This window comes from Ruegeria sp. HKCCD7303 (genome assembly GCF_013111185.1).
In the GTDB taxonomy this organism is placed as follows: domain Bacteria; phylum Pseudomonadota; class Alphaproteobacteria; order Rhodobacterales; family Rhodobacteraceae; genus Ruegeria.
This window is the reverse complement of the sequence record NZ_WVRE01000013.1, coordinates 52,711-65,253: the sequence shown is the minus strand read 5'-3', so window position 1 is coordinate 65,253 and position 12,543 is coordinate 52,711. Positions and strand designations below refer to the sequence as shown.

General features: G+C 58.4%; 10 protein-coding genes. 2 read left to right on the top strand and 8 right to left on the bottom strand.

What is annotated here, in order from left to right; translation table 11 throughout:
- Positions 1 to 6 precede the first annotated feature (6 nt).
- Together GS630_RS21400 and GS630_RS21395 are read right to left on the bottom strand one after the other, a co-directional pair.
- Complete coding sequence (locus GS630_RS21400) at positions 7 to 1,191, bottom strand: glycosyltransferase family 4 protein (RefSeq protein WP_371809155.1); 1,185 nt, start codon at positions 1,189 to 1,191, stop codon at positions 7 to 9.
- Entirely contained in the window at positions 1,185 to 2,690 is a 1,506-nt protein-coding gene (locus tag GS630_RS21395; protein ID WP_171621440.1) for a PepSY domain-containing protein, read from the bottom strand. The genes GS630_RS21400 and GS630_RS21395 overlap by 7 nt, the downstream gene beginning before the upstream one ends.
- 186 nt (positions 2,691 to 2,876) lie before the next feature.
- On the opposite strand from GS630_RS21395, the gene GS630_RS21390 reads away from it, so the two are divergent.
- Both GS630_RS21390 and GS630_RS21385 read left to right on the top strand, forming a co-directional pair.
- A complete protein-coding gene (locus GS630_RS21390) occupies positions 2,877 to 3,917 on the top strand; it encodes a glycosyltransferase (RefSeq protein WP_371809154.1) in 1,041 nt (346 codons plus the stop codon).
- The gene (locus GS630_RS21385; protein ID WP_171621442.1) at positions 3,914 to 5,965 is read left to right on the top strand and encodes a glycosyltransferase family 39 protein; all 2,052 of its coding nucleotides are present in this window, start codon (positions 3,914 to 3,916) and stop codon (positions 5,963 to 5,965) included. The genes GS630_RS21390 and GS630_RS21385 overlap by 4 nt, the downstream gene beginning before the upstream one ends.
- A gap of 10 nt (positions 5,966 to 5,975) precedes the next feature.
- On the opposite strand, the gene GS630_RS21380 is transcribed toward GS630_RS21385, so the two are convergent.
- The 6 genes from GS630_RS21380 to rfbF form a co-directional block, all read right to left on the bottom strand.
- Positions 5,976 to 8,012 carry a B12-binding domain-containing radical SAM protein gene (locus GS630_RS21380; RefSeq protein WP_171621443.1) on the bottom strand — a complete coding sequence of 679 codons (2,037 nt, stop codon included), beginning with the start codon at positions 8,010 to 8,012 and terminating at the stop codon, positions 5,976 to 5,978.
- 104 nt (positions 8,013 to 8,116) lie between these two features.
- A complete protein-coding gene (locus GS630_RS21375; protein ID WP_171621444.1) occupies positions 8,117 to 8,518 on the bottom strand; it encodes a GtrA family protein in 402 nt (133 codons plus the stop codon).
- Complete coding sequence (locus tag GS630_RS21370) at positions 8,515 to 9,393, bottom strand: NAD(P)-dependent oxidoreductase (protein ID WP_171621445.1); 879 nt, start codon at positions 9,391 to 9,393, stop codon at positions 8,515 to 8,517. Before GS630_RS21370 ends, GS630_RS21375 begins: the two co-directional genes overlap by 4 nt.
- Positions 9,393 to 10,625, bottom strand: a complete 1,233-nt coding sequence (locus tag GS630_RS21365) for a class I SAM-dependent methyltransferase (protein WP_171621446.1) — start codon at positions 10,623 to 10,625, stop codon at positions 9,393 to 9,395. The genes GS630_RS21370 and GS630_RS21365 overlap by 1 nt, the downstream gene beginning before the upstream one ends.
- Positions 10,622 to 11,692: an NAD(P)-dependent oxidoreductase gene (locus GS630_RS21360; protein ID WP_171621447.1), complete on the bottom strand. Its 1,071-nt coding sequence runs from the start codon at positions 11,690 to 11,692 to the stop codon at positions 10,622 to 10,624. Before GS630_RS21360 ends, GS630_RS21365 begins: the two co-directional genes overlap by 4 nt.
- Positions 11,689 to 12,462: a glucose-1-phosphate cytidylyltransferase gene (rfbF, locus tag GS630_RS21355; RefSeq protein ID WP_171621448.1), complete on the bottom strand. Its 774-nt coding sequence runs from the start codon at positions 12,460 to 12,462 to the stop codon at positions 11,689 to 11,691. Before rfbF ends, GS630_RS21360 begins: the two co-directional genes overlap by 4 nt.
- Between the last annotated feature and the right edge of the window lie 81 nt (positions 12,463 to 12,543).

The following is a 12,543-nucleotide window of genomic DNA, read 5'->3' as shown; positions in this document are numbered from 1 at the left end:
CGGGGGTTATCCCCGCCCGGCCATTTGCCGATACAGCTTTTCAAACCCGCTATGGACATGGGCCGGCAAAAACCTGTCTTCCGCACCACGGGCCGTGGCATTGGCACTCAGCCGGTCATATTCGGCGCGGTCAGTGCAAAGATCGTGCAACGCTTGAGACAGGGCATCAAGATCATCGACCGCACACAGGCGTCCGACATCGCCGTCCACCAATTCACGCACACCGCCGCAATCGGTGGCGATCACCGGCAACCCGGCGCGGAAGGCCTCGACAATTGAAATCGGCAGGGCCTCCCACCGGGAGGTCAGCATATAAAGATCAGAGGCTGCGAGATAAGTGGCGACATCCGAGATCACTCCGGGAAAACGGATGATGTCTGAAACTCCGGCTTCTTCGGCCCAGGCTTCGACCTGACCGCGCAGCACGCCTTCGCCCCCGACAACAATCCGCAGGCCGGGCAGATCCTGCCGCGCGCGCCGGGCCACCTCAATCATCGCATCGAGGCCTTTTTGATGATCCAGACGGGACAGTGACAGAACCAGATGTGTCCCGTCTTTGCCCAGCAGGTCCCGCCGCAGGGCTGCTGCGGCGTCAGGGTCGGCTGGTGGGTTGGGCCGGACACCCAAAAGCATCACCCGCGCCTTGTCGGGATCGACGTGGCGCTCCAACAGGGATTGCATAACCGTTTCGCTGGGGCAGATCGCCAGATCGGCTTGCTGCCGGCACGCGCGGGCCACTGCGTTGAGACGGTCGGGCGACGAGCCGTGATAGGTCATCACAATGGGAATTCCCATTCCCAGACTGGCCAGACGGGCTGTCAGAAGCGGGGCAGTTTCATGCGCATGGATGATATCGACCTTATGTGCTTTGAGCGCCCGCCGCAGGGTCAGAGCCGAGCGTGCCAGCCAGTAAAGCCGCGTCACAAGACCAAGCTGGCCGTTGGCAGCGTGATCGCTGACACGGTCGAACCGCAAGGGCAAAAACAGGCTGCCATCCTCCGGGGCACTTGTTTTCCCGGGAGTTCCGGCTTTGATGACCTTATGTCCATGTGCCATCAGCGAGGTGCTGAGGTCATTGATATGGCGTTGAATGCCACCCCCGAAGGAAAAGAACGAACAGGTTTGCAAGATACATAACCCGGCGGGTTGTGTATCCCGGTTGATCAGGGGGGGCGGAGCCTCGCTTACCACAGGGGGCGACCCAGCCTGAAAGTGACTGTATTTTCTGTTCCATCCGGATTTTGCAATCGGGCGATAATAGTGTTCTCCGCATCCGAAGGGGTCATCTGGAAATGAGCACTGGCCCTTTTGCCGTTTGACGTAACATCGATTTGTTGGACCTCGCCATCGTTGATCTCAACCCGAGCAGCGCTGACATCTGGATCACCGATCCGTAATTCGACATCAAGGGGAGTGTCACGCCTGAGCGGTGCCTGCATGATCAATCTGGCAACCGAGACTGGTGCGTCGACCGGGAACGCCCGGGTTTTGTCATGAGAGCCGGGGCCGAAGCGGGTAAACGCCGTTAACAGAATGCCGGCCAGCAACAGCAGATAGGCCCATCTGGTCCACCCTATGCCGCGCCAGATACGTCTGATCGGACCATATTGCGCAGCCTCCGGGGCCAGTCGCGCCGCAAAGATCAGAGCGCCGGTAAAGGCAACACCCGTCAAGACCAGCCCAAACACAATCCAGAGCGCCATCGAAGCTACGCCACCCCAGGTGCCGAAATGGAGTGCGTCCATCAGGGATTTCAAATAGGCAAGCCCACCGATCTCACCCGGGGTGAATGCGCCCAGAACCTCCAGCGTCACGGGGTCGATCGACACATTTCCGGTTCCAAAGAATTCCGGAACGCCGTTCAGCGGGCCCGAGAAACCAAGGCTGCCGGTTTTCTTGTCCGGAACGAGCATAACTGTCGGCTCGAACCCAGGCAGAGCGTCACGGGCGCGCGCTGCGGCTTGGTCGATCAGAGCCGGACCGAAATTCGCGGGCAAGGCAGTGTCACGGGTGACAGGCGGTTTTGGTTCCGGGTAGGTGCCGTCAAACCCCAAACCGCCCAGCAGGAAATAAAAGCTTGTCACGGCAATCAAAATCACCACCGGGGCCGACCAGATGGCGGTCAGCCGGTGCGCACTGCCAGCCCAGGGCCGCAATCCTCCTGCGCTGCTGGGCCAGCGGAAGAACCCTTTCCAGAAACGTCGATACGTAATGAGACCGCTGATGATCTGAAACAGCAATGGTATCGAAGTGGCGCTAACCAGAATGAAGATGATCCGGTTTTCAGTCAGAAACGTGTCATGCAAGTCGCGTAGGATATCGCGAAACCCATTGGGGCGCGTTTCGCCCACAACCGCTCCGGTGGCGGGGTCTGTCCAGAAACTCACGTTCTCGCCCCATCCGGTGCGGCCAAAGGTACGGTCCGCGAACCATGGGGCCGGGCGTTTGATCATCACGAAAACGCCGCTTTCGGGGTGGGCCTCTTTGATGCCGTCATACATCATGCCGAAGCTGGCGGTGCGATCTTCCTTGGCGGCGGTAGTCCAGATGTTCGGGCGACCGACCGATTCAAGCTCGAACCCGGCGACAAGCAGCGTGCCGGTCAGAAACATGAACACGAAGAAAAGCGACAGATGCAGACCCATCCAGGTATGTATCTTAAAAAGTGAGTTACGGATTTTGCGGTTCATATGAATGTTCGTCTGTCTACAATCTACGGACATACTAAACGGTGTAAATGTAAGGGAAACAATGGCGATACGGCATTGTTTTGCAGGAAAGGCGGATTTGGCTTTCCATGTTGGCGTGAGTGCACGTTATTTCATGATATTCCTGCAGGTTAAGTGTTGTGCGAATCCCGAACTTCGCGGGATGGTATGAGTATACCCGGGTATTGGTGGGGTAAGTGGTGCTGTTTGATGTTAAATAAAGCTATGAAAACAATTTCCATTGTTTCGCCATGCTTCAATGAAGAAGACAACGTGGCGAATTGTTATGAGACCGTGAAGGCGATTTTCGATAAGGAACTGCCGAGCTACAGGCGCGAGCATATTTTCATCGATAATGCCTCTTCGGACCGAACCGTGGACATCCTGCGCGAGATTGCCGCACAGGATCAGGACGTGAAGGTGGTGGTCAACGCCCGAAATTTCGGGGTGTTTCGATCAACCTTCAACGGACTGCGCTACGCGACCGGCGACGGCATCGTCGTCATGTTGCCGGTAGACCTGCAGGATCCGCCCGAGCTGATCCCGGAATTCGTCGAGCTGTGGGAAAACGGTTATGACGTGGTGGCCGGTGCCCGCAGCACCCGCGAAGAAGGGTTCGTGATGCGCAATGCACGCGGCCTTTTCTACCGGATCGTCAATGGTCTGTCGGATGTCTGGCTGGAACCGTCGGTCGGAGAGTTCCAACTGATCGACCGCAAAGTTCTGAAGGCGGTGCTGGCGCACAAGGATCACTACCCCTACATCCGTGGTATCATCGCAAGCTGCGGTTTCCGCCGGATCATCAAACCCTATGTCTGGAAAGCCCGTGCAAAGGGGCTGTCAAAGCACAGCCTGATGGCGCTGATCGATCAGGCGTTGAACGCGATCTTCTCTTTCACGCGAGCCCCGATGCGGTTCTGCACGATCAGCGGGCTGGTGATTGCGATTGCCTGTATCCTGTTCTCGCTCATCTCTGTGGTGTTGTTTTTCGTCAATCCCGATCAGGCACCGCGCGGGACGACGACCATCATCGTATCCCTGTTCTTCCTGTCGGGCATTCAGATGCTGTTCATCGGAATGCTGGGGGAATACATCACCTCGATTCACAATCAGGTGCGCGGCGGGCCTATTGTGACCGAGCAGGAACGTATCAATATCGAAGGTCCCGCGCGGGACCCGGCTCTGGCCAGAGAAGAGCATCTGGCATGATCGCACAGACAAACCGGTGGCAATGGCGCTGCCTTGCTCTTGTGCTCTGCGCCTGTGCAGGCCCAGCCTGGGCCGCAGATGCGCCCGTCTCCAATGCCACGCTGGCCGAGTTGCGTCTGTGGTTTACGGTTATGGCTGCGGCCGCAGCGGTTCTGATCGGTGTCTTCTGGTCGCGCGGATTATCTTGGTTCGGGGCGTTGGCCGCTCTGGTTTTGCTGGGAAGTTCCGCCCGGTTGTGGTTGACACAACCGCTCTGGTTTCCGCGGCTTGAGATTTCCGCCGACCCGCCTGAAAACCTGATCATGCTGATGATACTGGCCGGGCAGGCGGTACTGACGGGTGTTGTTCTGATGCGTCCTGCAGGCCGGGAGGCTGTCAGGGGTCTTTTCGCTAGGGCTGGGATTGTTCGCCTGTTTCTTTTGATGGTTCTGGTCGCGGTTTTCTGCCTGTCCGCAACACCTTATGTGGCCTACGGCTATTACATGGCCTTCGGACTGCAGATCGGTGTCGGCGGTGCATTATCTCTTGTTCAGATGGCCACGCTGGTCGCCATGTTCGCCGTGGCAGGTCCTGATCGCATGCCGCATATCCCGGTGGCTGCTCTGGCGGTTTTTGCGGCAGTGGCCAGTGCCGTCCTTGCTTGGACGGCGTTCGACCGTGTTCCCCATGTCGAGGATGAACTGGCCTATCTCTTTCAGGCACGGACCTTCGCGGCTGGTACGCTCTGGGCTCCGGTCCCGCCCGAGGCCGCACAACCCGCACTGGAATATTATCTTCTCGAAGTGCACGAGGGAAAATGGATCAGTGTCCCGGCACAAGGCTGGGCCATTGTTCTGAGCCTTGGAGTTTTGATCGGGGCACCCTGGGTGATCAATCCGATCCTGACCGGAATATCGGTCTGGCTAGCCCATGACATCGTCCGCCGGACCGTCAGCAGGGAACGCGCGGATCTGGTCGCGCTGCTGATGGCGACCTCGCCCTGGGTGCTGGCTATCGGGGCCACGCTGATGACGCATTCCGTGATGCTGGTCGTGATACTTTTGGCCTGGTGGTGTCTGATCCGGGCCGGAGAAGGTTCAGCGAGGCGGGCGATCCTGTTGGCGTTTATTGCCGGGCTGGCGTTGGGGTGGGGCTTTGTGACCAGACCACTGGACGGATTGATTGTCGGCGGGCTGACTGGTTTGTGGTTGCTGCGCCGCTTGCCCGCTGGGATTGGGCAGGTGCTAGCCTGCGCCGTTGGTGGTGTCGTGTCGGGGTCCGTCTTTTTGCTGCTCAATTATGGGACCACGGGCGATATGCTGCTGACCCCGCAATCCGATTACCTGAGCCGGCTCTGGCCCGACACGAAAAATGCGTTCGGTTTCGGCCCCAATGTGGGACCCCCTGCCAAAAGCTGGGGCGCGCTGGACATCTGGGTTGGCCACAGCCCGGTTGAAGGCCTGCTGAACCTGATCAACGGCATTGCTTCGCTCAACCTTGAACTTCTGGGCTGGACCTTCGGGTCGCTGGTCCCGATCTGGATCGTCTTCATCTGGCACAAGCGCCTGACCGGGTTCGACCGGGCCATGTTGGTGATCTTTTTAGCTCTTGTGGGTGTGCTGTTCTTCTATTGGTTTACCGGCACCTTCTATCTGGGTCCACGTTATTGGCATACGGCACTTTTGCCGGTTCTGGTTCTTTCAGCGGCTGGGATCGAGGCGGTCAAAGACCGGCTGCCGGACCAGTATCACGGTCGCCTGCACTGTATCGTCTTGCTGCTTTGCGCAGTCTCGGTCGTCAGTTTCACTTCATGGCGTGGGGTCTCGAAATACGATGGGTACGGTGGCTTTACCGGCGACATCAGGCGTCAGGCACAGGCCGCAGAGCTGAGCAATGCTCTGGTTTTTGTTTCGACAAATGCCAATATCGGATCAGCGCTTTATCTCAACGACCCGTTTCTGCCCGAGGGTAAGCCGATTTTCCTGCGCGATATGGGGCCTGAGCAGAACGCAGCCATCATAGCAGCCTTTCCCCGGCGCGAGGTTGTCTATCTGGGGAATCGCGAATAGGCCCGCGGGCCTATTCGGCCGCATGCTGATTTTCACTCGGCACGAAGTTGCGCCGGAAATCCTTGGCAAACATCGTCCGGGTGAACCGGCCTAGCCCAGAGGCATGTTCACCAAAGGTCTCGATCCGGGTGAGCAGGGTGGTTTTCAATCTTTGATCGACCTGGGTTTGGAAGTTGCGGGGCGTGTCGAACTGGTAATCCTGCAGCACGCCTTCATATCCCGAATTCCGCCAGGCCTCGACATCGAAGGCCGAACTCCAGACCGGTTCGTGTTCCAGAGTTTCCGAGAAGGGCACATGCAGCATCACGGCGCTGTAGTAATTGATGATCGTATCGAGCATCTCGTGCGCTTCGAGATCGTCCTTGTCCAGAAGGTCGCTGATGGCCCGTTTCAGGAAATCAAGTGCTTCATCCAGCACGATGAAGCGGCCAATCATCGAGTATTTGCTGAGCAGATTACCCCCCAGTTCACCGCTGATCAGGTCGCCATAATTCTCCTGCGCCCAGGCGACACAGTCGGCGCGGGTTTCGAACAATTCCTGCTGGTTTTCCTCCAGATAACCGGCCACCGCATCCCGGAAGGGCTGGGGGGCCTGATCAAGGATTTCCTGCATGTGTTTGACGATCAGGAAGGGCCGGATGCCGCGGGAGCGCGCCAGCCGGAAGGCTTCTTCGAAATTGTCTTCGTAATAGAAGATCGTCAGCAGCAGATGGAAAACGCGGGTGTCCAGATAATCCTGGAACGAGAAATTCTCGGACTGGACCACCATTTCTTCGGTCTCGACCACGGTTGGGCCGGTATATTTGCCAAGGCATCGGGCGACGACCCGGTGCAGTGTTTTGAACCCGAATTTCTCGCGGCTGTCGGGATTGGCCAGCGGCGCGCCATGCAGCAGCATCAGCTGATGTGCAGCCACCCGGCTGACACCGGTTTCGATCAGCTTGTCCACCGCATCCATAAAGGATTCCTTGGTTTCACCGGGCATACACAGGATCAGTTCACCATAGGATTGCATACCCTTTGAATGAAGCTCCTGCTGTACCTCGGCATAGGTATCCAGGCTGATATTGTCGCGTTTGATATTCTTTAGAACTTCCGGGTTCAGAGACTGAACCGATGAGGTCATCGGCAAGCGACCCTTGGCCTTGCGCATCACCTTGATGATCCGGTCGCCGCGGTTCTTGCCTGTGGTTGTCCGGATGTATTTGGGCCAGTCGTACCGTTCCATCAGATGACCCAGATAATCGGCCACCTCTTCATCCTGCACATACATGCCGAAATTGTCGTCCGCGAAACAGAGCGGGCTGGCATGGTTGATACGAGCCACGATGTAATCCAGATCGGCCTTGGTGCGTTCAAACGAATGGCGGAAGACTTTCGAATTCGATTTGACCGCCGAGTTGCAGAAGGCGCAGGTGAACGGACAGCCGCGCGCCAGTTGCATCAGTGCAAACAGGCCGGTGTCAAAGAACTTGTCCATCAGCCCGGCCAGATAGGGCGATGGAATTTCGTCCAGATCGCGGATGCGGGGCGGTTCGCCCCCGCGCAGGATCTCTCCAGTTTTGGGATGCACATAAAGCGCGCCATCGACGGCTTCTTCCCACATGCCTTCGCGCTGGCCGCCGACATCGATGAAACGCTGCAACGTGCTTAGAAAGGCACGCTCACCTTCATAGGTGGGGCCGCGTACATGCATGTCGATCTGCGGCATGGTCCGGATCCAGCTTTCCTGCTCATCTTCGGTCAGTGGAAAGTTGGGGCCACCCATCAGGGTCAGGCTGTCGGGGTTCACTGCCTTGGCATAGTCGGCAAAGGACAGGGCCAGATGGTGGTTCCAGGAATAGCTGGAAAAGCCGATTACATCCGGGGCGGCCGTGTCGATTGCGGTTTTGAGTTCTTGGGGGTCACGGAAGATCGCAACATCAATTGGCGTTGGGCTTTTTGCATAAGCCTGAGCGAAAGTCGCAAGATTTCCGACACCTAACGGGTAGGTGTCCGATGTTGCAGTAACGAGGTTGTGGCCGAGATCGGCAAGGTAAAGACGCATTAGTTAACTATCCTCGCGGTACAGTTCTTATGTCAAATTTCAGACTCCATGGTCAGTTCGGTCTTCAATGGCTTTTAAGCCAGAATATTATATTCAAGCATTTTTTACACCTCCTGTTGCCATGGAAAGCGATCTGTCAGCACCCGGGAAATCAGGATGAAGGCCAAGATTGCGGCCGGAAGGACGATTATCCCCTGCGCAATGATTGGTTGAAATCCCACGGACAGCAGACCCTCCAGAGACAGGGCATTGAATGCATAAACCACCAGATAGGACAGGATATAAAATGGCAACCGACCCAGGCCCTTGGTATCGAACACGAGGCGCGCATGGGTCATGAAATTCCACAGAACCCCACCGGAAAACGAGATCACCAGCGCGACTTGTGGGGGCAAGCCGGACAGATTGAGAATGGTGAAGAGTGCATAGCCGAACGCTGTGTTCAATACACCGACCATAGCGAAGCGCATGAAAGATTTCTTGCGGGGGACAAGCAGTTTCTTCACGTCTGTCCCCCTTCAGATCTGAGAATGTCGGCCACGCCCGAGGTGATGTCATGTTGCGGCACAAAGCCAGCCTCATGCCGCAACCGGCCCACATCTGCTGCCAGCCGGGCAGGATCGTCTGCTGCGCGCGTGATCGCACCCAGTCGGACCAGGTCGGGGTGATGCATTTGTTTCGCAACCTCTTCAATGAGTTCCCGAACCGGGATTACGGTACCGCTGGCTACATTGACCGCGCCGGTCGCGTCGGCTTCCAGCAACCGTACCAGCGCGCGCGCCAAATCGCTCACATGCAGAAAATCCCGCTCCTGCCGCCCGTCGGTGCAATCGACCGGACGTCCCGTCTTGAGGTTTGAAATTAGATCGCCACACAGCCGCCCCTGGGGCTCACCCGGCCCGTAGACAAAAAAGATGCGTGCCCAGGCCAGGGACAAGCCAAGTGCTTTCTGACCTGCACACAGTGCCAGACCGGTTCCGGCCTTGGCTGCACCATACAAGGTGCGAGGGCGCAGAGGGCTGGTTTCGGTTAGGTCCGGTACCGACCAATCATATTCGGCGCAGCTTCCGGCGCAGACCGCGCGTTGGCCGTCTGTTCGCGCGAATTCCCGTACCAGATGCAACGTAGCGGCCATCCAGTCCAGATTGGCCGCAGAAATCCATCGGTCGCGTGGACCGTCATGCCAGGCCAGATGAACCAGATGGCTGGCGCGGGCCGCTTCAAGGGCTTTTGTGGTGGCATCGGGGTCCAGCAGATTGCAGGCGATGTCGCTTGCCGGATTGCGGCCCAGCGTCACCACCTCATGGCCCGCCTCTGTCAGAGCCGGGATTGTTGCGCGTCCGATCAATCCGGTTGCGCCGGTCAGCAGAACCCGTGCCATCAGCTGATCCTGACCTCCGGCACGGCGGTCACGAACCGGGTGCCCTGCGCCTTCAGGTCGGCCATCTGGTCGATGACTTCATCACGGATGTTCCAGGGCAGGATCAGCACGTAATCCGGCGGCGTCTCGCGCAGCGCTTCGACCCCGTGTACAGGGATATGACTGCCGGGCAGCAGCGTGTTCTGCTTGGCCGGGTTGCGATCAACGCAGTAAGAGATCAGATCGGGACCGATCCCGGCATAATTCAACAGTGTGTTGCCCTTGGCGGCGGCACCATAGGCGGCAATGGTGTCCCCCCTGGCATTTGCTTCGCGCAGAAAGGCGAGCAGCCCGTCGCGCAGCGCTTCGACCTGCGTGGTGAAATTCATATAACCCTCAGGCCGGTCGAACTGCGCTGCGGCCTCGTCCGCGCGGACCTTGGCCACACCAGACCCTTCGGGGTGGCTGGCGCCTTCAAGGCAGGCGAACACCCGCAGCGATCCGCCATGGGTCGGTAGCTCTTCAACGTCAAACACGCGCAGGCCCGCCTTGGCAAAGATTGCCTCGACCGCCAGCAGCGACAGATAGGAGTAGTGTTCGTGATAGATCGTATCGAACTGGACTTCGTTGATCAGGTTCAGAAGGTGAGGGAATTCGACCGTATAGACCGCATCACCCGTCAGAAGCGTGGCGATCCCGGCGACGAAATCGTTGATGTCGGGCACATGCGCCAGAACATTGGCCGAAGCGATCAACGCCGGAGGTTTTTCTGCCGCAGCAACCTTTTGCGCCAGTGCCTTGCCGAAATAGTCGACCAGCGTGCGCACGCCTTTTTCTTCGGCCGCTGCCGCCACGCTGCCTGAAGGTTCGATCCCCAGAACCGGGATGCCTTTCTCCACGAAATACTGCAGCAGATATCCGTCATTCGAGGCGATCTCGATCACCAGATCATCCGGCCCCAGATCAAACCGATCGACCATCCTTTCGACATAAGCCTTGGCATGGGCCAGCCAGCTGTCCGAATAGCTGGAGAAATAGGCGTAATCCGCATTGAATATCTCGTCCGCTGGCACGGCATCTTCGACCTGCACCAGATGGCAATTGTTACAGACCCAGGCATGCAGCGGGTAGCGCGGACAGGCGGTGCCAGCACGCTCGGGCGGGACATAGGAATTAGCCAGCGGTGAAAGCCCCAGATCGACCAGCGTCTGGGTCAGGGCTGCACCGCAGCTTCGGCAAGTGGGCTGTGTCATTGCGGCATCCTCCAGCGCAGATCCTCGCTCAGCGTTCCATTGCGGATATGCTCTTCGAGCGCCTTAAGCCGCATCAGCGGTGACGATCTGAAATCGGCATCGCCAAAGTTGATGTCGTTCAGCAATTGCAACAGGTCCCGGATGGTTCCTTCAAGCGTCTGCTCTGGCTGGTGTTCGGGTGCCAGCTGTTTGTAGAGCGAAAAGTCGACCTTGTACGAACGGTTGTCGGGTGAGGCGTCGGGATTGATCGAATAACTGGCCCCGGGGACCGCCTCGGCCACGGTCTGCGCCAGATCGCGGATCTGATAATTCCACACATCCGACCCGGCATTGACCGCCAGCCATTGACCTCCGGCATCTTCGGTCCGGGAGATGGCCCAGTCGATGGCCCGCGCCATGTCGCGCACATCGATCAGCGGCCGCCACGGGCTGCCATCGCTGAGCACGGTGATCTTGCCTGCGGTGGTGGCGCAGGCGGCGAAGTCATTCAGCACCAGATCCAGCCGCAGCCGGGGCGACGGTCCGCAGGCGGTGGCAAACCGCAGCGCAGTGCGCAGCATCCCCGGCGTGTCCATGGCCCCAAGCGCGCGCTCGGTCCCGATTTTGCTGCGGGCATAGGCCGTCAGCGGATTCAGCGGCGCATCCTCGGATCGCGCATCGCCTTCGGCGAAGCCATATACCGAGCAGCTGGAGGCGAAGACAAAGCGCGATACCCCGGCCTCGGCGGCCAGATGTGCCGCCTGGACAATGGCGTCCTGATTGATTTCCGTGGTGACGGTTTCGAACCGCGCGCCCATCGGATCGTTCGAGATGGCCGCCAGCGCGACAACCGCATCCGCCCCCTGAAACAGCGACGCGTCAATGTCACGAATATCCGCGATGATCTGCTGGTTCAGAACCCGCTCGGGCCATGCATCATGCGTGGTCAGCCGGTCCGAGAAAAACCCCGGATCAAGGCCGATCAGATTGGCGTTGGGGTAAGATTTCCGCAAGGCCGCAGCCACGACCGGGCCAATATAGCCCAGATTGCCAAGCAGGATGATTTTCGGAGCGGAACACAGCGTCATTCCCAGACCTTCCACGGAGCATTGCCTTCCTGCCAGCGCGCCTCAAGCTGACGGCGGTCGCGGAGCGTATCCATCGGCTGCCAGAAGCCTCTGTGACGAAACGCCATCAGATCGCCTTCTGCGGCCAGTGTTTCAAGCGGGGCGCGTTCCCAGATCGCGCCATCCTCGTCCAGAAGCTCACCAACTGAAGGATGCAGAACGAAGAACCCGCCATTGATAAAGCCACCGTCTCCTCCCGGCTTTTCGGCGAAACGCTCGATCTGATCGCTGGCCAGTTCCAGCGCGCCGAAACGTCCTGGCGGTACGACTGCAGTGAGTGTGGCGCGTTTGCCGTGGCTTTTGTGGAAGGCAACCAGTGCGCCGATATCGACATTCCCGACCCCGTCGCCATAGGTCATGCAAAAGGCGTCTTCATCCTTGAGCAGATGCATGACGCGACGCAGCCGTCCCCCCGTCTGGCTATCCTCGCCGGTATCGACCAGCGTCACGCGCCACGGTTCCGATTTGCTGTTTGCAATCTCAAGCCCGCCATTGGCCAGATCGATCGTGACGTCCGAGCTGTGCAGAAAGAAATTCGCAAAGTATTCCTTGATGACATAACCTTTGTAGCCAAGGCAGACGATGAAATCGGTAATGCCGTGGGCGGCATAGATTTTCATGATATGCCAGATGATCGGTTTTCCCCCGATCTCGACCATGGGTTTCGGTATCCTGACGGTTTCTTCGCTGAGCCGGGTCCCTAAACCACCGGCCAGAATAACGCACTTCATAAAATTGCTCCCTCGTTAACAACGAAGCCAGCCACCAATTTTCAGGTCCTGAACCCGGACCCGGCGTGACTTGATCCTACA

What these genes read in the sequence shown, in the direction of transcription:
- GS630_RS21395 (WP_171621440.1), bottom strand. Translation starts at nt 2,690, where the DNA reads ATGAACCGCAAAATCCGTAACTCACTTTTTAAGATACATACCTGGATG.
- GS630_RS21390 (WP_371809154.1), top strand. Translation starts at nt 2,877, where the DNA reads ATGAGTATACCCGGGTATTGGTGGGGTAAGTGGTGCTGTTTGATGTTA.
- GS630_RS21385 (WP_171621442.1), top strand. Translation starts at nt 3,914, where the DNA reads ATGATCGCACAGACAAACCGGTGGCAATGGCGCTGCCTTGCTCTTGTG.
- GS630_RS21380 (WP_171621443.1), bottom strand. Translation starts at nt 8,012, where the DNA reads ATGCGTCTTTACCTTGCCGATCTCGGCCACAACCTCGTTACTGCAACA.
- GS630_RS21370 (WP_171621445.1), bottom strand. Translation starts at nt 9,393, where the DNA reads ATGGCACGGGTTCTGCTGACCGGCGCAACCGGATTGATCGGACGCGCA.
- GS630_RS21365 (WP_171621446.1), bottom strand. Translation starts at nt 10,625, where the DNA reads ATGACACAGCCCACTTGCCGAAGCTGCGGTGCAGCCCTGACCCAGACG.
- GS630_RS21360 (WP_171621447.1), bottom strand. Translation starts at nt 11,692, where the DNA reads ATGACGCTGTGTTCCGCTCCGAAAATCATCCTGCTTGGCAATCTGGGC.
- rfbF (WP_171621448.1), bottom strand. Translation starts at nt 12,462, where the DNA reads ATGAAGTGCGTTATTCTGGCCGGTGGTTTAGGGACCCGGCTCAGCGAA.